Raw genomic sequence first — 20,926 nt, 5'->3', positions numbered from 1 at the left:
CTACTTGCCCGCAGCCGCCCCCATGAACGTCACCGGCCCGATCAAGCCCGCAGGCACCAACGGCGCGTCAGGCTTATAGGTGGGCATGGCGGTAAAGGTGATCTTTTGCGCGCCGGGCTTTTGCATGTCGGGCTGAGCATCGCCGATCAGGCGGTTGACCCACAGGTTGGCCACCTGCACCTCGATGCGGTTTTTGCCGGGGCGCATCGCGCGCGACACGTCCACCCGATAGGGCGCGTGCCACACCGTGCCCACCGACACGCCATTGACCAGCACCTGCGCCATTTCACCCACCCGGCCCAGATCCAGCCACAGCGGCGCGCCCGCCTTGTAGCCCTTGGGCGCGGAAACCTCGCGGCTATAGGTGGCAAGGCCGGAGAAATATTTGATTCCCGCCTCGGCGTGTTCGTTCAGCGGCTTGAGCGCGGGCAGGACCGCGCTGGCAGGCGCCCCACGGCCGGGCTGGAACGCCACCGTCCATGCGCCATCCACCGTGGCGATGGTGGCGGGGGCCAGCTTCTTGACCATCAGACTGTCGGCGGTGGCGGGCTTGCGGAACACCACATGCACCGATTCCCCGGCGTTCAGCGTCATGGCAACAATCGTCTCACCATTCTCGATCCGGTACGAGACGGGTTCGGACGTGCCGGTTTCGGCATGCCACAATTCGGGCACCTTGCCGGTGACGCGGAAATGCGCCTCAAACCGCTCCTCGCGCTGCTGGCGGTTGACCAGGAAATAGCTGTGCCCATCGGCCAGTTCGCGGTGCAGGAACGGCACATCGGCGTCCGCCGCCCCGCCCGACATGCGGAAATCCGCACCCACGCCCATCTGGTCCAGCGCCGCCTCGACCTGCGTGCTGGCGATGACGCGGCCCTTGCCCACGGCGGTGGTGGTGGCGCCGTTTGGCCACAGGCGGGCGATCAGGGCGGCGTATTCGGCCGCCTCGGCGCTGGTCTGGCCGCCTTGCAGGCTGGGCGATCCGGTGGGCGCCACACCGATGATCGTCGCCCCGCCCTGTGCCAGTTCGGCGATGCGGCGCAGCGTGTTCAGGCTCATCTGGTGGCTGCTGCCGCCCAGATACAGCGCCTTGTACCGCGCCCCGCCCTTGGCCACCAATTCGGCCCCGTCATTGCGCAGCGCATCGGCCAGCGCGGCGGTGTTCACAAAGTCATAGGCCCGCGTCTTGGGCGCGTCAGCAATCAGCTTCAGGCCATACAGGCCCGTCAGCGGCGCTTCCTCGCCATAGAAATAGCCGACATCGGCGTAATGGCGCCCCTGCTGCAGCATCAGCCCGTTGCGGGCGATGTAATCCACCCACGCCTTGGCCAGCGGGGCCCATGCCTCGTGCCGGTTGAAGAACTGGCCAAAGATCATCAGCGAGAGGCCGGGCACCTTGTCATCGACCGGCTGATGGACGCTGGTGTGGAACACCGGGCGGTTGACGCCCAGCACGAATTCCAGATCGATGATGTGCTTCAACGTGCGCGGGGAATCGGCCCAATAGGTCAGCGCCGAGGTCATCGACTCCGCCGCCACCAGATTCTGGCCATAGATATGCGCCACACTGGCCGCGCCCTTGATGTCGGCGACATAGGACGGGTTGGCAGGCATCCCCTGCGGAAAGGTCCACATCGCCGCCATCGGGACATCGGCATGGCTGCGCATCGCCATGTCGTCACCCAGGCTCGGGCGCTTGTCCTCCAGCGCTTCGCCATAGACGATCAGGCCATTGTCATGCGCGGCGCGGGCCACGGTGCCGTAATGTTCGGACGCCATCAGATCGCCCAGCGTGCGCCGCCAGTCGAACAGGAAGCGGTCGGACGCCGCCCGGTCCCCCACCAGCACGCCCATCAGCGCGGGCAGGAAAGGCGTGGGATCATAGCCGCGCAGCGTCTTGAACTGGGCGATCATCTTGGGCGTCCAGTTGGCCGCGCCCACCTCGATGCTGTCGGTCAGGATGGCGCGCAGCCCGCGCTTGCCCATCAGGTCCGGCCCGGTGGCATCGCGATACATGCCCAGATAATGGTCCATGTAGCGGCGCACCGCGTCACCATCAAACTTGTCGACCTCCAGCCCCGTGGCCTCGGCCGGGGCGGGATGGTTGGTCGTGCCCAACAGCGAATGGCCCATGCGGATGATCCGCCACTGGCCGCCCTTGGGCAATTTGGGCGCGGCCCAGTCGATGCTGCCATCCGGGCGCATCTGGCTGGTGATGTCGATCACCTTGGCCGGGTCGATCCCCTTGGCGCCGTCCGCCACCTGACCCAGCGCGTAATAATCCATGGTCAGGGCAAAACCGGCCTTGGTTTCAAACCGGTCGATCGCCGGGCTGGCCGACAGCGACAGATGGCGCAGATCCCATGGCGCCCCGGCCCCGCCGGTCATCATGGCAAACAGGTCGGGCGCGACAGCACCGGGCGCGGGCGCCATCATGTTCGACATGCCGCCCACCAGCGGGTGCAGCACCACGCGGAAATAGCGCGCGGTCACGGGGGCAAAGCTGACCGTGGTGGGCACGCCCGCTACCGGCAGATCGATCACCTTGGTCCAGCTTTGGCCATCGGCGCTGGATTGCAGTTCGGGCCGTACCGAGGCGCCGCTGAACATCACCACCGCCTTGGCGATAAAGACGCTGGCCGAACGGATGGTCTGCGGCGTGGCATAGGTCATCACCACGCTGGACGGGGCCTCCGCCGGGCCGCGCTTGAGCGCGATGCCGCTGTTCAGATCGGCATCGCCCAGCTTTGTCCAGTCATGTGCCGCGCCATCGCCCGCGCTGAACGCGGGCGCCACATCGGCCACGCCAAAGTCGGGCACGGCCAGCACCGCCACATCGCCATAATGATGCGGCTTGGCCGCGTGATGCCCATCGGCCAGCGCGTCATCGATGCCCGCCTGCGGCTCCAGCGTCAGATAGGGGCCGGTGGCCGAGGGCGGCGGGGGCAGCACGCCCTTGAACCGCTTGCCCGCCGCCACGCGGGTCTGGCTCCACACCAGCTTTTTCAACCCGTCCTCGGGCTTGACCCAAGGCCCGCCCGTTTCCGACCAGCCCGGCGAGGCCGCAATCGCCAGTTCCAGCCCCAGCCGGTCAGCCTCTGACGCGGCAAAGCGGAAGGCGGCCTTCCACTCGGGCGTCATATAAGCCAGCCGGTGATCGACGATCTTGGGCGTCATCAGATTGACGTCAAAGTTCTGGACGCCACCCACGCCCACCGATTTCAGCCACGCCAGATCCTTGGCGATGCCATCCTGCGTGATGTTGCCGTTCATCCAGTGCCACCACACGCGCGGACGCGCGCTGGCGGGCGGATCGCGGAAACTGATGGCCAGATCATCCACCGCCGCCGGCGCGGCCACCGGCGCGGGGGCCGTTTGGGCGATGGCTGGCACGGCGCTGAGCGCGCTGGCGGTGATCAGGGCGGCGCGCAAGATCTGGCGCAGGGGCTGACGGGTCATGGATGGCTCTCCCGGTGGTCTTCTGACGTGACGTTATCGGTGGGTGGCGCGGGTGTGGGTTGGGGGGATCAAACGATCCCCGCCCCCAGACCCACCGCCTTGCGTTCCTGCGCCTTGCGGGCACGATACTGGCTGGCGCGATAGGTGGCCAGCACGTCGATCGCGCCGCCCGCCTCCATCCGCGCCATCGCCAGAATCGGCGCAACGTCGATGGTATAGGCCCGGCGCAGCGCCTGAAACGCCATCATCGTGTCGTTGGCTTCCTGCGCGGCGTGCAGCGCGGCACGATCCACCAGCGAGGCCTTGGTAAAGCAGGCCGTGATGGTTTCGGCGCTGGACAGCATGGACTCGATCGGGTCGGTCACATTGTGCGACTGGTCGATCATATAGGACGGGTTGAAACCATCACGCGGGTTGGCCTCGGCCTCGGCCAGTTCGTTGAACACCAGGAACAGCTGGTGCGGGTTGATGCTGCCGCTGTCGAGGTCATCATCGCCATACTTGCTGTCGTTGAAGTGGAACCCGCCCAGCTTGCCAAAGCGGTGGAGGCGGGCAACGATCTGCTCGATGTTCACATTGGGCGCGTGGTGGCCCAGATCGACCAGACACTTGCACTTGTCGCCCAGCGTCTGCGCCGCAAGGATCGACGAACCCCAATCGCTGATGACGGTCGAATAGAACGCCGGCTCGAACATCTTGTGCTCCAGCAGCATGCGCCAGTCGTCGGGCAGCGCGGCATAGATCTGTGCCGCTGCATCCAGATAGCGGTCAAGGCTGCGGCCCAGATCCTGCTGGCCGGGGAAGTTGGTGCCATCGCCCACCCACACCGTCAGATCGGTCGAGCCCAGCTGACGCCCGATCTCGATACATTCGATGTTGTGTTCCACCGCCTGCTGGCGCGCGCCCGCATCCTGCGAGGAGAGCGAGCCATTGGCATAGCTGTGGGCCTGACCGGGCTGATCCTGAAACGTGTTGCTGTTCACCGCGTCCCAGCCAAGCCCAAGGGCGGCCGCTTCCTCACGCAGGGCGACGAAATCGCTCACCTTGTCCCATGGGAAATGGGGCGAGACGCGCGGGGTGCGGCGGCCCAGCTGGTTGATGACGGCGCAGTCTTCCAGCTTTTCATGGATATTGGTGGGTTCGCCCGGAATGGGGAACTTGGCAAAACGCGTGCCGCCCCGGCCCGCCCCCCAAGAGGGGACGGCCACCGAGAAAGCGGCAACGCGCGCCTTGATCGCGTCAATGTCAACACCGCCCCGCGCCAGCTTGCGGCCCAGCGCATCATAGTCTTCCTGCAACGCCTCGATCTGCGGCGCGTTGTGCTCGGCGATCAGATCGGCGGAAATCGGCATATTGGTCATCTGCGTGGCTCCCCCAAATCAGCGCGTGAACGCTTGCACATTGCCGGCATCGACATTGATCATGTTGCCGGTCGACTTTGCACTCGCCTCGCTGCCCAGCCAATAGGCGGCCTCGGCGATGTCGGCGGGCAGCACGTCACGCTTGAGCATCGAGCGGTTGCGGTAATGCGCTTCCAGCTCTTCGCCCGCGTCGATCTTGTTCGAGGCGGCGCGTTCCTTGCGCCAGTCGCCGTCCCAGATCTTGCTGCCCTTGATCACGGCATCGGGGTTGACGACATTGACGCGGATGCCCTCGCCCGCGCCTTCCAGCGCCAGACAGCGGGCCAGATGGTTGGCCGCCGCCTTGGCGCTGGCATAGGCGCTGGCGCCCGCTGCTGCCGCCACGGCGTTCTTGGAGCCGATAAAGACCAGCGACGTGCCGCCCAGATCCTTGTTGCGCTTCAACAGGCCCCAGGCATGCTTGGCCGTCAGGAAATAGCCCTGCGCCAGCACGTCAAAGTTGCGGTCCCACAGCTCGACCGTGGTCTGCTCGATCGGCGCGGAGGAGGCGATGCCGGCATTGGCGACCACCACATCCAGCCCGCCAAATTCACGCGCGGCGGTGGCAAAGGCAGCCTGAACCTGGGCTTCGTCGGTCACGTCACAGGTGACGGCGCGCACAACGTCCTTGCCAAACTGCTTGGCAAAGCCTTCGCGCACTTCCTCAACGGCGGCCGCGTCTCGGTCGGCCAGCACCACACAGGCGCCTTCCTTCAGGAAGCGCGCAGCGGTCGCCGCGCCAATGCCGCCAGCCCCGCCGGTGACAAAGGCCACGCGGCCCACCTGCGGCTTGGGCGCGGGCATGCGCTGCAACTTCGCCTCTTCCAGCAGCCAATATTCGATATCAAAGGCTTCCTGCTCGTCCAGCGCGATATAGTCGCCAATCGCCTCGGCGCCGCGCATCACGTTGATCGCATTGCCATAGAACTCACCGGCCAGACGCGCGGTGGTCTTGTCCGTGGCAAAGGTGATGCGGCCAACGCCGGGCACCAGCACCACGACCGGGTTGGGGTCGCGCATGGCCGGACTGTTGGCGCGCTTGCATCGCTCGTAATAGGCGGCGTAGAACTCGCGGTAATCGGCGATCTTTTCGGCCAGATAGGCATCGTCCTGCAGACGGGCCGGGTCCAGCGTCAACGGCGCGATCTTGGTGCGCAGGAAGTGGTCGGGACAGGACGTGCCCAGCGCCGCCAGTTCCTCGAACTTGGCCGAACCGACGAATTCCAGCGCCTGCGCGTCATCCGAATAATGGCCCAGCTTGCGGCGCGCGCCCGTCATGAAGCCACGCAGGCGCGGCATCAGATCGGCGGCGATGGCGGCGCGATCGGGATTGGGGGCGACAACCTGTCCGCCAAAGGCCGGCTTGCCCGCCATTTTCGCGTTCAGGTAATTGGCCGCGTCGGCGATCAGGCTGATGGTGTGTTCATAGCATGCCTGCGCCGAATCGGCCCAGCAGATGATGCCATGGCTGGCCATCATCACGCCCTGCACGCCCGGATTGGCGCGCTGGTAATCGCGCAACATCGTGCCCAGCGTGTAACCGGGACGTTTCCAAGGCAGCCAGCCGATCTTGCCGCCCCAGATTTCCTTGGTCGCTTCCTCGCCACCGCTGCTGGCGGCCAGCGCGATGATCGCATCGGGGTGAACGTGATCGACATGGGCAAAGGGCAACAGCGAGTGCAGCGGCGTGTCAATGCTGGCCGCGCGCCCGTTCAGGTTGAACGTGCAATGGGGCAGATAGCCGACCATCTTGTCGTCGTCTTCAGGGCCGGTGTAATGCGCTTCCAGCCCCAGCAGCTTGTCCTGATAGAGCGTCGAGAAACCGTCCAGCTTCATCGAGCCGATGTCGCCGCCCGACCCCTTTACCCACAGCACGTCGACCGTTTCGCCCGTCAGCGGATCCACACCCGTCAGCTTGGCCGAGGTGTTGCCGCCACCAAAATTGGTGACAGTCAGATCAGAACCGAGCAGATTCGAGCGATAAAGCAGCAGCTCTTCGGGGCTGAGCGTGGCGGCCACCGCCGCGTCCCAGCGGCTGGTGGGCACGGCAAAGGGGATGGCGGCGGGCGAAGTCGCAGATGTCACTGGGGAGGCTCCCGTTGATGTTCTGAAAAAAGGTCTGTTGGCAGCGTACCTAACGAAAGCGCTTTCCATTGGCAATCGGATTCGATAATGATCAACCACAAGCAATCATTTTCGCACACGCACAATCTTTCTCGCAGGCGCAGCAAACGCCGCGAGCGCCAAACGGGAGCAGGACGCTGAATACCGGGTTCGCCATCGTCATCGATATCGGCAAGACGCTGTCCAAGATCACCCTGTGGTCGCGCGAGGGGCAATTGCTGGACCGCCAGACCCGCCCCAACGCGCGGGTGGAGCAGGACGGCATCGCCCGGCTGGATGTGGACGGCATTCAAACATGGGCGATGGCGGTGCTGGCCGGGCATGGCGCATCGGACGCCGGGCGGGGGGTGGAATACATCGTCCCGGTGGCACATGGCGCGGGCTTTGTTGCTATCATTGACAACAAAATCGCCTTCGCTCCGTTCGATTATGAGGCCGCCCCGCCAGAGCCGGTGATGGCCGCCTATCGCGCCGGGCGTTCGCCCTTTGCGCAAACGGGGTCGCCCGCCCTGCCGCAAGGGTTGAACTTTGGCGCGCATGTCCATTGGGCAGAAACGCTCTATCCGCGCGAAATGGCCACCGCCACGCTGGTGCCTTGGGCGCAATATTGGGCCTGGGCGCTGACGGGGCGGGCCGTGTCAGAGGTCACCTCACTGGGCTGCCACTCGGACCTGTGGGCGCCAGAAGCGGGCGATTTCAGTGGGATGGCGCGGGCGCGCGGCTGGGCTGAGCGCTTTGCCCCGGTGGTGGGTGCGGGCGATGTGGTGGGCGCGATCAGCCCCGCCATCGCCGCCGCCACCGGCCTGCCAGCAACGGTTAAAGTATTGGCCGGATTGCATGATTCCAATGCAGCCCTGATGGCCGCACGCGGCTTTGCCGAAATCGCCCGCAACGAGGCGACCGTGCTGTCGACCGGCACATGGTTCATCGGCATGCGCCTGCCGGCCAGCCCGGTGCGCACCGCCGACCTGCCAGAGGCGCGCGATTGCCTTGTAAACGTTGATGTTTATGGCAATGCCGTGCCATCCGCCCGCTTCATGGGCGGGCGCGAGATCGAGGCCTTGATCGAGATCGACACCCGCCGGGTGGATATCAAGCCCGATCAGCACGCACTGCTGGCCGCTGTTCCCGCCGTGCTGGCGGCGGGCGCGATGCATTTGCCCACACTGGCGCCGGGCTGCGGCCCCTTCCCCGACCGCGCAGGCCAATGGGTGAACCAACCCGCCGACTGGTACGAACGCCGCGCCGCCGCCTGCCTGTACGCCGCGCTGGTGACCGACCGGGCGCTGGACCTGATCGGATCTGACGAACGCCTGCTGGTCGAAGGCCGCTTTGCCGAGGCCGAGGTCTTTGTCCGCGCGCTGGCCTCGCTGCGCCCTGACACCCAGGTCTTTGTCGCCAATGCCCATAATGACGTGTCATTCGGCGCGCTGCGACTGATTGATCCGGGCTTGACGCCGGCGGGGGATTTGCGGCGCATTGAACCGCTGGACGCTGACCTCGACACCTATCGCAACCGCTGGCTGGCCGCGCTGGAGAGCAACTGATGATCATCGCCTCTGTCCCCGATTTCCGCGAGGCCGCCCGCCGCCGCCTGCCGCGTTTCCTGTTCGAATATATGGACGGCGGCTCTTATGCCGAAGTGACTTTGCGCCGGAATATCAGCGATCTGGAGGACATCGCCCTGCGTCAGCGGGTGTTGCGCGATGTGTCGGACATTGACCTGTCGACCAGCCTGTTTGGCGCGCATCAGGCGCTGCCGGTGGCGCTGGCGCCGGTAGGCTTGGCCGGGCTCAACGCCCGCCGGGGCGAGGCGCAGGCGGTGCGCGCGGCCAATGCCGCCAACGTGCCCTTCACGCTCTCGACCGTATCTGCCTGCCCCCTGCCCGAGGTTGCGGCAGCGGCCACCAAACCCTTCTGGTTCCAGCTCTATATGATCCGCGACCGGGCCTTTATGCAGGATCTGCTGGCCCAAGCCGTCGAGGCCGGGTGCAGCGCGCTGATGTTCACCGTCGACATGCCCGTGCCCGGCAGCCGTTACCGCGATTACCACACCGGACTGGCCGGATCAGGCGGGCTAAAGGGCGCGGCTTGGCGCGTGGCGCAGGCGATGGTGCGGCCCGAATGGGCGTGGGATGTGGGTGTGATGGGCCGCCCGCACCATCTGGGCAATGTCGCCCCGGTGCTGAAAGGCAACACGGGAATCGAGGACTTTTTCGCCTGGATGCGGGGCAACTTTGACCCCGGCATCAATTGGCGCGATCTGGATTTCATCCGCAGTCAGTGGAAAGGCCCCTTGATCATCAAGGGCATTCTGGACCCCGAGGACGCGCGCGAAGCCGCCAAGGCCGGGGCGGATGGCATCGTCGTGTCGAACCATGGCGGGCGGCAACTGGACGGCGTGCTGTCATCCGCCCGCGCGCTGCCGCCGATTGCGGAGGCGGTGGGCGATGATCTGACGGTGCTGGCCGATGGCGGCATCCGCTCGGGTCTGGATGTCGTGCGCATGCTGGCACTGGGGGCCAAGGGCGTGCTGCTGGGCCGGGCGTGGTCCTATGCGCTGGCGGCGCGGGGGCAAGCGGGCGTTGCCCATATGCTGCGCCTGATCGAGGCCGAGATGCGCGTGGCCATGGCACTGACCGGATGCACCCGCATCGATCAGATCAATCGCAGCATTCTGGCCGCATAACAGTATCATACGGGAGAGAGACCAATGACACCCAACCCCGCATTAGGCGTGGTGTTCCACTGGCTGGGCGGTTTTGCCTCGGCCAGTTTTTACGTGCCGTACAAACGCATCCGCCTGTGGAACTGGGAAGTGTTCTGGCTGGCTGGCGGGCTGTTCAGCTGGTTGATCGCGCCTTGGCTGTTTGCCAGCCTGCGGACCAACGACCTGATGGGCGTGCTGGCCGCCACCCCGCGCGAGACGCTGTTCTGGTGCTGGTTCTGGGGGGCGATGTGGGGCTTTGGCGGGCTGACCTTTGGCCTGACGATGCGCTATCTGGGGCTGTCGCTGGGCATGGCGGTGGCGCTGGGGCTGACAACGGTGATCGGCACGATGGGCCCGCCGATCTTTCACGGCACGATCGGCGCCATCGCCGCCAGCACCAGCGGGCAACTGACGCTGATGGGCATTGTCATCACGCTGATCGGCATCATCGTCGTGGCCAAGGCCGGACAGGCCAAATCGGCCGAGCTGGGCGATGACACATCCGGTCAGGGCGTATCGGAATTCAACCTGAAGAAGGGCCTGCTGATCGCGGTCTTTTCGGGCTGCTTGTCGGGCTGTTTCGCCTGGGGGCTGGACGCGGGCCAGCCGATCCGTGACCTGACGCTGGCGGCAGGCACCGATCCCTTGTCGCAGGGCCTGCCGGTGCTGTGTGTTGTGCTGGCGGGCGGCCTGACCACCAATGCGCTGTGGTGCGCCTATCTGATCGCCCGCAACCGCAGCTGGTGCCAGTTTGCCGGGGCCAGCGCTGACCCCGCACAGGCGGAACGCGCGCCGCTGCTGACCAACTGGCTGTTGGCGGCGCTGGGCGGGACGCTGTGGTATGGTCAGTTCTTTTTCTACACCATGGGCGAAAGCCAGATGGGCAAATACGGCTTCTCCAGCTGGACGCTGCACATGGCCTCGATCATCCTGTTTTCAACGCTGTGGGGCTTTGCGCTCAAGGAATGGCTGGGCGCTTCAGCACGCACCCGCACGCTGGTGTGGGCGGGCATTGGCCTGTTGATCGGCGCGACCGTGGTGATCGGTGGCGGCAACATGCTGGCCGCGCAGTGATCCCAACTGCAAAAGCGCGCAAAATTGATCATGGCCGATGGATTTTGCGCGCCGATGACGGCATAGGATAACGATAACAGGCAGGGCGCCTAATGCGGGGCGCCCTGCACACAGGGTGGGCAAAACCAGCAATGCACGCGGCCGAACGTGAAAAACTGATCCTCGAAGCATTGGAGCCAACCGGCTTTGTCAGCTATCGGGATCTGGAAACGCGGCTGGAGGCTTCGCCCGCGACGATCCGGCGCGACCTGTCCCGGCTGGAAGAAGCGGGCCAGATCACCCGCGTGCATGGCGGGGCCAAACGCGCCGCCCATGACGAGGACACCGCCCCCACCGCCGCGCGCGTGTCGTTGCTGGGCACGCCGTTTGACCAATCAATCACCCAGAATCTGGCCCCCAAACAGGCGATTGGCCGCGCTGCCGCCGCTTTGTGCGAACCGGGCGAAGGCATCATGATCGACGGCGGCACCACCACGCTGCAAATGTGCCCGCATCTGGCGGGGCTGGATTTGCAGGTGCTGACCAATTCGCTGCACATCGTCAACGCGCTGTTGCCGCAGGCAGGGACGCGCATTCTGGTGCCATCGGGCAGCGTGTTTCGCGAACAGAACATCATTCTGGCGCCATCGGGTGAGGATTCGATGCCGCGCTTTCACGCGCCAAAGCTGTTCATGGGTGCGGCGGCCGTGGGCCCGCGCGGGGTGATGCAGGATGATCCGATCCTTGTCGCGGCCGAGCGCCGGTTGATGGATCGCGCCGAACAGGTGATCCTGCTGGTCGACAGTTCGAAATTCGTCTCGTCATCGGGCGCGATCGTCTGCGGGCTGGACGAGGTGGACGTGCTGATCACCGACAGCGCCATTTTGCCCGATCAGGCCGACATGTTGCGCGCGCAGGGCGTGCGGTTGATTATCGCCTGATTGCCTCGCCCCCCGCTTCGCGTTTATCCTGCGCGACATGGGCACAATCTTCTCCAAACCCGCCAAGGCCTCCTCCAGCCGGACCTTCCGCATCGGCTGGTGGCTGGCGATGAGCAGCCTGACCTTCATGGTCGTGTCGGTGGCATGGGTGCTGCTGTATGCGCTGGTGCCGCCGCCCGTGACGATGACGATGCTGGCCGATCCCAATGGCTTTACCAAGACGTGGACGCCGCTGTCGCGCATTGACCGGCGCATGGTCGATGCCGTGATCGCCGGCGAGGACGCGCGGTTCTGCACCCACAATGGCTTTGATCAGGCCGGGATCGCCGCCGCCTTCAAACGCAACATGGAGGGCCGCAAAAAGCTGATGGGGGGATCCACCATCAGCCAGCAGACCGCCAAGAACGCCTTTTTGTGGCAGGGCAGCGGCTGGCACCGTTACCTGCGCAAGGGGCTGGAGGCATGGTTCACCCTGTTGATCGAGAACCTGTGGTCCAAACGGCGGATCATGGAAGTCTATTTGAACGTCGCGGAAACCGGCATCGGCACCTATGGCGTCGAGGCCGGAGCGCAGCGCTATTTCCGCCACTCTGCCGCCCGCCTGACCCAGATCGAGGCCGCCCGCATCGCCGCCGCCCTGCCCAGCCCCAAAAAGCGCGAAGTGGTCGATCCGGGCGGCTTTACCCTGCGCCACGGCAACAAGATCGCCCGCAGTTCGGGCGTGGTGCGGCGCATCGATGCCGATGATTGCGTGTACCAATAACCCCCCCACAACCAGATGCAAAAAGGGGCGCCCCATGACAGGGCGCCCCTTCGTGTTTTGCGCGAGAGCGCCGTGTGCGATCAGAACGACAGGCTAAGCGTGCCGACGATCGTGCGCGGCATCGGCAGATAGGCGTTGATCGACTGCGGCGCGCTGGTCGAACCAAACGCCGGGGTCGTGCCACCGTCAAAGCCACCGATGTAGAACTCGTTGAACAGGTTCTGCACGTTGAACTGCACATACGACTTCTTGGGCGCGCCCAGCTTTTCCAAGCCGATACGCAGCGAGGCGTCGACCGTGGTGTAGATGGGCGTGCGGGCGCCAAAGGCCACCGTCGGCGTGGTGCCGAAATACATCGGCATGTTCACGTCGTTGACGTAACGCGGACCGCTCTGCTTGGCCTGCAGGCCCAGCGTGAACACGTCATAGGTGTATTCGGCGCGCGCACCCAGCGTATAGGTCGGCGCACCCGATTCACGCTTGCCACGGGTGGCAAAGAACGCCTGCGTGCCCACGCAATAGACCGAACCCACCGCGATCGCCTGTGCGGCCTGCGAGGCGCAAGTGCCCGCCTGCACGTCCGAGGTGATGCGCGACTTGAGGTACGAACCAAAGACATAGAGCGAGAGCGCGTCGTTGGCCTTCCACGCCAGGCTGGCGTCGATGCCGTACTTTTCCACGGTGCCCAGGTTGCGGTACACCGTCACGCCCAGATCCTGGTCATAGGCCGAGGCCAGACGGTTGTTGAACAGCGTGTACCAGCCCGAGATCTGCGCGATGACCTTGCGGCTGCGCAGACGCAGGCCCAGTTCATAGTTGTCGGTGGTTTCGGGGTTGGGACGCGCCTGCGCGGTGCCCACCGGATACCAGAACGAGTTGTACAGGTTGTCCGTACCCGGCACCTGCAGACCCTTCGAGTAATTGAAGGCCAGCGTCACCTTGTCCGCCAGACGATAGGTGAAGCCGGCGTTGGGCAGCACCTTCGAATAGTTGAACACACGGTTCTGCGGCGCGGCATAGGTGGTGTGACCGGCGGCATAGGCCGCGATGCTGGATTCAGGCACACAGTCATAGTTGCCGGTGCTGCTGGTGGTGAAGCAGTAGTTGGTCAGGTTGCGCTTGAAGAAGGGCGCGCGCAGACCAACGTTTACCGTCAGCTTGTTGTCAAAGAAGCGGCCGCTGTATTCGCCCGCCACCTGATGCAGGATGGCATAGGACACACGGTTGCGCTTTTCGACCAGATTGCCGCTGGCATCGGTGATCGGGGCGTCAACCGGGAACGGATCGGCGCCAAAGCCGTTGCTGTTCAGATAGCCGACTTCACCGGTCTGGTGGTGGCGGCCGCTGTCCCAGCTATAGCTGACGCGGAAGGTGTTGTTCGGGTTCAGCTTGTAGCGCAGCGAGGTGATCAGGCCCAGACGGTGCGTCTCGGTCTGGCTGGGGGCCAGCAGACGGACGGTGTCCAGCGAATCGCCGTCACCGTTCAGGTCGCGGCCAAAGTAATAGGTGCCGCTCATGAAACCATAGGACGAGCCGCCGCAGCTGCTGCACGAACCTTCACGCGCGGTGATCGTGCCGCCGCCATTGGCCTTCACATACTGGAAGCTGGGGTCGATCGTCAGCGTCAGCTGGTCGGTCAACGAGAACTTCGAGTTGATGCGGATGTTGCCGGTGTTCGACGGATTGTAACGGAATTCCCAAGCCGAACCACAGCTTTGCGCCGCGTCAGCCGTGCCGTTCACGCCCGCCGTGATGGTGCACGAAGCCGTCGTATAGAACACTTCGTCCATATTGGTGGGGTAACGATTGCTGCTGGTCGAGTTGACCGTGCGCGTGCCATAGTTCTGGTTCCACAACAGCACCGAAGGCGCCATGTTGTTGCGGTTCTTGTTGTAGTGGCCCGAGATGGCGATGAAATCGCCGCCGCTGCCGATCGGCTGGTACAGCTTGAAGTTGAACTGCTTCTTGTTGACCTTGCCGATGCCGCCCGAATACATGTCGTTGGTGGCGCTGGAGGCGGCCACCCACGCGCGCAGGCCGCTGCTGGTCAGGTTGCCGGTGTTGACCATGCCAAACACGCGGCGGAAGTTGAACTCACCCATCGAGGCGACAAACTGACCGCCGAACGTATCGCTGGGGTTGCGCGAACGATAGTTCACCGTCGAACCCGAAGCCGAGGCGGTCGGGCTGTCGACATCGGTCGTGCCGAGGTTGACGTTCACTTCCTCGATCAGTTCGGGGTCCAGCTGCTGGTTGGAATACAGCGCATAGTTGCCCGTGTCGTTCAGCGGCAGGCCGTCAAACGTTTCCGAAATGCGGCTGGCGTCAAAGCCACGGATCATCATGCGGCCGCCCGACGAACCGAACGGGTCGGCGTTGAAGCTGGCGACGCCCGGGATCATGCCGATCATGTCGTTCACCGACTGGCCGGGAACAGACTTGGACAGGAACGCGTTGTCCAGCACCTGCTTGGACTTGGGCGTGTCGGGCAGCTGGACGCCAACCACGGCGGGTGCGCGCTGACCGGTAACGACGATCACCTGATTTTCGAAATCGACCGAGCCGGTCGACTGCGCGAAGGCCGGCGTGGCGACCGCGGCGACGGCAATCGCCAACGTGCTGGCCGCAAAAGCGGAAGAGGAGAAGTTGCGCATGCGTTGATGCCCCTGCATGTCTTGAAGACGTGACGCGCCGACAACCGCCCTCGCATGGATTCGGGGGCGATTCCGACGTGACGACACCCTATTGAATGTCATGGCCGTAACTACAATTGTGTAAGTTACACCATTGTGACAACTGCGGACCCCGGCCAGGGCATATCGTTTCGCATTGCAGCAAAATCCCGCAACGATCATTCACATGCCTGTGAATAGCGGGAAAATATGTTACAATTTCCGCCAAATGTCGCACGTATTCCCTGCATTGCCCCCCTTGCAGGCAGGTGTCGAATCTTGCCACGGTGCGACATTTGTGCAACGCAGCACCACATGGCCTCGGCCGCCCTGCCATAAGGATTTTCATGAGCCTTCCGCCCCCTCCCGCACGGTCTGCCGCACAGGATCATCACGGCCACGATCATCACGGGCATGCCCACGGGCACGGGCACGGGCACGGCCATCATGGCCATGCCCACCACCACCACGGCGCGCCCGATCAGGCGGGGGCGGCCTTTGCCCTGACGGTCGTGCTCAATCTGGTGTTCGTGGGGGTAGAGGTCGCTGCCGGGCTGATCGGCCAGTCCACCGCCCTGCTGGCGGACGCCGGGCACAATCTGTCCGATGTGCTCTCGGTGGCGCTGGCATGGGGCGCCAGTGTGCTGGGCAAGCGTCCGCCCACCGCGCGGCTGACCTATGGGATGAAGAATTGCTCGATCCTGGCGGCGCTGACCAACAATGCGCTGCTGTGGCTGGCGCTGGGAGCGATCCTGCTGGAAACGCTGCAACATATCGCCAACCCGCCACAGGTCGCAGGGACCATGGTGATGGCAGTGGCGGGCGTGGGCATCGTCATCAACGGCCTGTCGGCTTGGCTGCTGGCCCGCGCGTCCCATGGCGACATCAACATGCGCGCCGCGTTTCAACACATGCTGGCCGATGCGGCGGTGTCGGCGGGTGTCGTGGTGGCGGGCGCGGTGGTGTGGTTTACCGGGTGGAACTGGGTGGATGGCGCGACCAGCCTGATCATCATCGCCCTGATCGGCTGGTCCAGTTGGGGCATGATGCGCGAATCCACCCGCATGGCGCTGTTGGCCGTGCCTGACGCCATTGACGAAACTGCCGTGCGCGCTTTCCTGCTGGATCAACCGGGGGTGGAAAGCCTGCACGACCTGCATATCTGGCCGATCAGCACGACCGAGACCGCCCTGACCGCGCATCTGGTGATGCCGGGCGGCCATCCGGGGGACGCGTTCCTGCACCATCTGGCGCATGAACTGGAGGACGACTTTGCCATTGGCCACGCCACGTTTCAGGTAGAGGTGCAGGCAGGCGAGGCCTGTGCCCTGCACCCCGACAGCGTGGTGTGACCGTTACCCAGCCTAGCCGTTACAGGGCGCCCGCGAACCTGAGCGGCTCGCCCAGCGCCTGATTGGCCAATTGCCCTTCCCACATGGCGGTATGGCCACGGATGATCGTGCCGACCACCCGGCCTTGCAATTCCATGCCCGTATAGGGTGACCAGCCACAGCGGCTTTCCAGCCAGTCCTGCGTCACGGTGAACCGGCCCTTCATATCGACGATCGTGAAGTCGGCGTCATAGCCCACCGCGATCCGGCCCTTGCCCACCAGACCAAACACGCGCTGCACGCCCGCACTGGTCATGTCGATCAGCCGCGCCAACGTCATCCGCCCGTTCAAAACATGGTCCAGCATCAGCGGCAACAGCGTCTGCACGCCGGGCATGCCGCTGGGCGATGCGGGATAGGGCTTGGCCTTTTCCTCGATGGTGTGGGGGGCGTGGTCTGAACCGATGACATCGGGCACGCCCTGTTGCAGCCAATGCCACAGCCCGGCCACATGCGCGGCGCTGCGGATCGGCGGGTTCATCTGGGCATAGGTGCCCAGACGCGGATAGGCGTCCTCGGCCTCCAGCGTCAGGTGCTGGGGCGTGACTTCGCAGGTGGCGACATCGCGGTGCTGGGCGATGACTTCCAACTCGGCGGGCGTGGTGACGTGCAGGATATGTACCGGGCGACGGGCGGCGCGGGCCAGCTTCAGGATGCGGCGCGTAGCCAACATCGCGCTTTCATCGTCGCGCCAGACGGGGTGGCTGGCCGGATCGCCCTCGACCCGGAAATCCTTGCGCGCGTTCATCCGCGCCTCGTCCTCGGCGTGAATGGCGACACGGCGCGTGCCGCTGGCCAGCACGCGGGCCAATGCCTCGTCCTCGGCCACCAACAGACTGCCGGTGCTGGCGCCCATGAAGATTTTCACACCCGCCGTGCCGGGAATGCGCTCCAGCTCGGCCAGATCTGGCGCGTTTTCATTGGTGGCACCCACGTAAAAGGCGTGGTCGCAGAACATGCGGTGATGGGCGCGCTCCAGCTTGTCATGGACGCGCATCATCGAATCGGTGTTCGGGCTGGTGTTGGGCATTTCGAACACGGCGGTGATGCCGCCCATGACGGCCGCGCGGCTGCCGCTTTCCAGATCTTCCTTGTGCTCCAGACCGGGCTCACGGAAATGCACCTGGCTGTCAATCACGCCGGGCAGGATGTCGAGGCCCGTGCAATCCACCCGGCGCGCGGCATCGGGATAGTTGCCAATGCCGATGATCCGGCCGTCGCGCACAGCGACATCGGCGTTGACGGGGCCTGCGGGCGTGTGGACGGTGCCGCCAGTCAGCACCAGTTCGGGAGCGTTGATCATCCTGTGCCCATGCCACAAGGTCTCCCCCTTTGCAAAGCGGCGCGGATGTCCCATCTATGAGCGATGACGATGCTGACCAACCGCGCCGTATTGCGCCTGTCGCCCACCGATCCGGCTGAAAACGTCGCGACCTTTTTGCAAGGGTTGGTGACCAATGACGTGGTCAAGGGCCCCCTGCCCGCCTATGCCGCCCTGCTGACCCCGCAGGGCAAAGTGATCGCCGATTTCATCGTCTGGGCCGATGGGGCCGATCTGTTGCTGGATGTGGCCGCCGATCAGGCCGATCTGGTGGCCAAGCGCCTGTCGATGTACCGCCTGCGCCGCGCCATCGCCATTGGCCGGGATGACACGCTGGCCGTGCATTGGGCCGCCGATGCGGCGCCGGGCGCCGTGGCTGACCCGCGCCTGCCCGATCTGGGCTGGCGGTGGATCGCGCCCGGTGATGGCGCGGCGGTGGATGCGGCGTGGACCGCGCATCGCCTGTCGCATGGCGTGGCCGAAGGCGTGGAGCTGGCCGACCTGTTATGGCTGGAATGCAACGCGGCCGAACTGAACGGCGTGTCCTTTACCAAGGGGTGCTATGTCGGCCAGGAAAACACCGCCCGCATGAACTGGCGGCAAAAGGTCAACCGGCGGCTGATCGTCGTGCCGCTGGCCAGTTCAGACCCCGCCCGCCAACGCGCGGCGTGGCCTGACCTTGGCCTTGCGCTTGATCACCTGCGGGTCGAGGATATCGTCACCGTGCCGGGGTGGCTGGCATCATCGGGCACCACCGTGGGCGACCAGTCTTCCTGAGGCACCTCGAAATCGGGACCGGCGGCGGACGGCGGCGCATCGGGCACCACGCCCAGCCGGTGCCATTCCGAAATCAGCAGGCGTTCGGCCACATCGCGCGCCGTCCCGCGCTTCAACCCCAGCGAATCGGCCAGCGGGTGGCCCATCAGCGCATCGCCCAGCGCCAGCAGGATCAGCGTCTTGGTCACATGGCGCATGCACAGCGAGCCGACATCATGCAGGTCCTCGACCATGTCATGCACCGCGTTGATGATCGGCGAGAGCGCTTCCTCGTTCCCGGTCAGGCGCATCCAGCTGACCAGCTGACCACCGCCGCCCGTGTCGAACGCGTCAAACGTCATGTCCACCAACGCCCGCGCGCTGACAGCGCCGCGACGGCTGGCGATCACCGCCATCTTGACCGAGGCGCAAATCGTCTCGCCCATATACAGCGCCAGCGCCTTTTGCAGTTCGGCGGCGGAACCAAAGTGGTGCAGCAGATTGGCGTGGGTGCGCCCAATGCGCGCCGCCACCGCCTTGAGCGTGACCGCTTGCGGCCCCTGCTCGATCAACAGCAGGCGCGCGGCTTCCAGCGCGGCCATGCGGCTCTCTTCGGGGCTCAGTCGACGCTTGATTGACATGGGGGGACCCAATCCAGATAGAGTTACCAGACGTATGCGACCCTCTTTGGCCGTTCCCTATACTTTCGTCTTACCCCTAGCAAGCCTTACGAGGAATTCATGTCCGCCCGCCGCCCCATTTTGCAACAAATGTGCGTCAGAACGTGGCGTTTGTCGCGGGAAATTGCCCCGGCGCGCGGGTGGTGGAACGGTGACCCGGTGGCCAGCGCATGGCACACCGCGCTTTCGGCCAGCTTCCCCCGTGGCGAGGCCTATTTCATTGAATCACTGCGCGCTTTTGCCGAAGATACGCCGGCCGAATTGCAGGCGCCCGTGGCCCAGTTCATCGCGCAAGAGGCTAATCACAGCCGCGAGCACATCGCCTTTAACCGACTGGTGGGGAGCGCGGGATTTGATCTGAAAAAGATCGACGCGCGGCTGGCGCGGTTCATCGAGGACAACCGCAGCGCCTATCGGCTGATCAATCTGGTGGCCACCTGCGCGCTGGAACATTTCACCGCGATTCTCGCGCATGACCTGTTGGCGCGCCCCGAAGCGCTGGCCGGTACCGACCCGCAGATCGCCGCCCTGTGGCAATGGCACGCCGCCGAAGAGATCGAGCACAAGGCCGTGGCCTATGATCTGTGGCGCCACGCAGCCGCGCCACTGGCGCCACGCCGCCGCTATATGATCCGTTGCCTTGTGATGCTGAAGGTCACGCGCAATTTCCTGCGCGAGCGCTGGCGCGACACGCACGAGTTGATGGCGCAACAGGGACTGGACGGCTGGCGCGCGCGCTGGGCTTTGCTGCGCTATCTGGCGGGGCCCGGCGGTGTGCTGCGGCGCGTGGGGCCAGCATGGGCGGGCTGGTTCCGCCCCGGTTTCCACCCGTGGGATGTGGACGACCGCGCGCTGATCCCACCACATCTGCGCTGAAACGGCGCGGCCCGGTTCAGGCCGCGCGCATCATCGGGCCGCTGTTGTCATCATCGCTGGTGGTGTCACCGTCATGCGACAGCTCCAGCACATGCTTGCGGGCCAACGCCTTGCCCCCGCGCGCCAGCGAATGCATCGGCAGCACATCGCCCGTGTCGCGGAAACCGGCCCGCGCCAGCACCCCGGCCGAAGCCGGATTGTCCAGAAAATGCATCGCGATCAGATGCCGATGGCCAATGGCGCGGGCGATGTCGATCACCGCGCGTGCCGCTTCGGTGGCATAACCCTGCCCCCAATGGTCACGCCCCAACCAATAGCCCAGCGCCGTCTCGCCGCCTTCGTCATGCAGGCCGATCACGCCCAGCGTGTCGACGCCATCATCCCCGCGCGGGCGGGTGATCAGGAAATGGGGATAGCGCTCGTCCTGCGTTTGCCCTGCAAACCAGCGCGCGTCCTCCTCGGTATAGGGCCAAGGGGCACGCGCCAGATGGCGCACGACTTCGGCATCGTTGATCTGATGATGCAACGCCTGCCAGTCTTCGGACCACAACGGCCGCAAGAACAACCGCTCACTGCGGAAAAACATGTCTACTCTCCACGTGTGCCCCCGCGCGCCCATAGGCAGACAGGGTGACAATGCGGTGACGCCCGGCGTGCCGATGCGACCGAACGCGCGGCCCATGGCACAAAAGGCATTCCCGCCGTTTGATCGGACGCAAAACCACCAGATCGGCATATGCAACGATCCACGGCGGCTGAATTGTATCCGTTCGACGTCCG

At 65.0% G+C, this 20,926-nt stretch carries 15 protein-coding genes; 8 read left to right on the top strand and 7 right to left on the bottom strand.

The window, feature by feature from the left end:
• The 3 genes from GTZ99_RS08035 to GTZ99_RS08025 all read right to left on the bottom strand — a co-directional run bounded on the left by GTZ99_RS08035 (nucleotide 1) and on the right by GTZ99_RS08025 (nucleotide 6,944).
• Nucleotides 1–3,459, bottom strand: a complete 3,459-nt coding sequence (locus GTZ99_RS08035) for a glycosyl hydrolase (RefSeq protein ID WP_161717800.1) — start codon at nucleotides 3,457–3,459, stop codon at nucleotides 1–3.
• A gap of 68 nt (nucleotides 3,460–3,527) precedes the next feature.
• A complete protein-coding gene (gene rhaI / locus GTZ99_RS08030) occupies nucleotides 3,528–4,820 on the bottom strand; it encodes an L-rhamnose catabolism isomerase (protein ID WP_161717799.1) in 1,293 nt (430 codons plus the stop codon).
• Nucleotides 4,821–4,838: 18 nt separating this feature from the next.
• Nucleotides 4,839–6,944 (bottom strand): bifunctional rhamnulose-1-phosphate aldolase/short-chain dehydrogenase, encoded by a 2,106-nt coding sequence (locus GTZ99_RS08025; protein WP_320076653.1) that lies wholly within the window; start codon nucleotides 6,942–6,944, stop codon nucleotides 4,839–4,841.
• Between the two features lie 68 nt (nucleotides 6,945–7,012).
• Here GTZ99_RS08025 and GTZ99_RS08020 point away from each other — a divergent pair, with 68 nt between their 5' ends.
• The 5 genes from GTZ99_RS08020 to mtgA all read left to right on the top strand — a co-directional run bounded on the left by GTZ99_RS08020 (nucleotide 7,013) and on the right by mtgA (nucleotide 12,450).
• Complete coding sequence (locus GTZ99_RS08020; RefSeq protein WP_227711192.1) at nucleotides 7,013–8,530, top strand: FGGY-family carbohydrate kinase; 1,518 nt, start codon at nucleotides 7,013–7,015, stop codon at nucleotides 8,528–8,530.
• Nucleotides 8,530–9,672 carry an FMN-dependent L-lactate dehydrogenase LldD gene (gene lldD, locus GTZ99_RS08015; protein ID WP_161717797.1) on the top strand — a complete coding sequence of 381 codons (1,143 nt, stop codon included), beginning with the start codon at nucleotides 8,530–8,532 and terminating at the stop codon, nucleotides 9,670–9,672. Before GTZ99_RS08020 ends, lldD begins: the two co-directional genes overlap by 1 nt.
• Nucleotides 9,673–9,696: 24 nt before the next feature.
• The gene (gene rhaT, locus GTZ99_RS08010; protein WP_161717796.1) at nucleotides 9,697–10,767 is read left to right on the top strand and encodes an L-rhamnose/proton symporter RhaT; all 1,071 of its coding nucleotides are present in this window, start codon (nucleotides 9,697–9,699) and stop codon (nucleotides 10,765–10,767) included.
• 131 nt (nucleotides 10,768–10,898) lie between these two features.
• A complete protein-coding gene (locus GTZ99_RS08005; RefSeq protein WP_161717795.1) occupies nucleotides 10,899–11,687 on the top strand; it encodes a DeoR/GlpR family DNA-binding transcription regulator in 789 nt (262 codons plus the stop codon).
• A gap of 37 nt (nucleotides 11,688–11,724) precedes the next feature.
• Nucleotides 11,725–12,450: a monofunctional biosynthetic peptidoglycan transglycosylase gene (gene mtgA, locus GTZ99_RS08000; protein WP_161717794.1), complete on the top strand. Its 726-nt coding sequence runs from the start codon at nucleotides 11,725–11,727 to the stop codon at nucleotides 12,448–12,450.
• Between the two features lie 80 nt (nucleotides 12,451–12,530).
• Here the strand turns inward: mtgA and GTZ99_RS07995 are convergent, their stop codons facing one another.
• Nucleotides 12,531–15,104 carry a TonB-dependent receptor gene (locus tag GTZ99_RS07995; RefSeq protein WP_161717793.1) on the bottom strand — a complete coding sequence of 858 codons (2,574 nt, stop codon included), beginning with the start codon at nucleotides 15,102–15,104 and terminating at the stop codon, nucleotides 12,531–12,533.
• Nucleotides 15,105–15,469: 365 nt separating this feature from the next.
• Between GTZ99_RS07995 and GTZ99_RS07990 the strand changes: the two genes are divergently transcribed.
• Entirely contained in the window at nucleotides 15,470–16,474 is a 1,005-nt protein-coding gene (locus tag GTZ99_RS07990; protein WP_161717792.1) for a cation diffusion facilitator family transporter, read from the top strand.
• 19 nt (nucleotides 16,475–16,493) lie between these two features.
• Here GTZ99_RS07990 and GTZ99_RS07985 read toward each other — a convergent pair whose 3' ends face one another.
• Entirely contained in the window at nucleotides 16,494–17,816 is a 1,323-nt protein-coding gene (locus GTZ99_RS07985; protein WP_161717791.1) for a dihydroorotase, read from the bottom strand.
• 63 nt (nucleotides 17,817–17,879) lie between these two features.
• On the opposite strand from GTZ99_RS07985, the gene ygfZ reads away from it, so the two are divergent.
• On the top strand, nucleotides 17,880–18,611 hold the full coding sequence (ygfZ, locus tag GTZ99_RS07980) for a CAF17-like 4Fe-4S cluster assembly/insertion protein YgfZ (RefSeq protein WP_161717790.1): 732 nt from the start codon (nucleotides 17,880–17,882) through the stop codon (nucleotides 18,609–18,611).
• Here ygfZ and GTZ99_RS07975 read toward each other — a convergent pair.
• Nucleotides 18,530–19,231, bottom strand: a complete 702-nt coding sequence (locus GTZ99_RS07975; RefSeq protein WP_161717789.1) for a TetR/AcrR family transcriptional regulator — start codon at nucleotides 19,229–19,231, stop codon at nucleotides 18,530–18,532. The two genes, ygfZ and GTZ99_RS07975, sit on opposite strands and share 82 nt — an antisense overlap.
• A 150-nt stretch (nucleotides 19,232–19,381) precedes the next feature.
• Here GTZ99_RS07975 and GTZ99_RS07970 point away from each other — a divergent pair, with 150 nt between their 5' ends.
• On the top strand, nucleotides 19,382–20,146 hold the full coding sequence (locus GTZ99_RS07970; RefSeq protein WP_227711191.1) for a metal-dependent hydrolase: 765 nt from the start codon (nucleotides 19,382–19,384) through the stop codon (nucleotides 20,144–20,146).
• A 16-nt stretch (nucleotides 20,147–20,162) separates the two neighbouring features.
• Here the strand turns inward: GTZ99_RS07970 and GTZ99_RS07965 are convergent, their stop codons facing one another.
• Nucleotides 20,163–20,732 (bottom strand): GNAT family N-acetyltransferase, encoded by a 570-nt coding sequence (locus tag GTZ99_RS07965; RefSeq protein ID WP_161717787.1) that lies wholly within the window; start codon nucleotides 20,730–20,732, stop codon nucleotides 20,163–20,165.
• Nucleotides 20,733–20,926: the final 194 nt, after the last annotated feature.

It is taken from the genome of Novosphingobium ovatum (genome assembly GCF_009909235.1).
GTDB lineage: Bacteria > Pseudomonadota > Alphaproteobacteria > Sphingomonadales > Sphingomonadaceae > Novosphingobium > Novosphingobium ovatum.
This window is presented reverse-complemented; position numbering and strand designations above follow the sequence as displayed.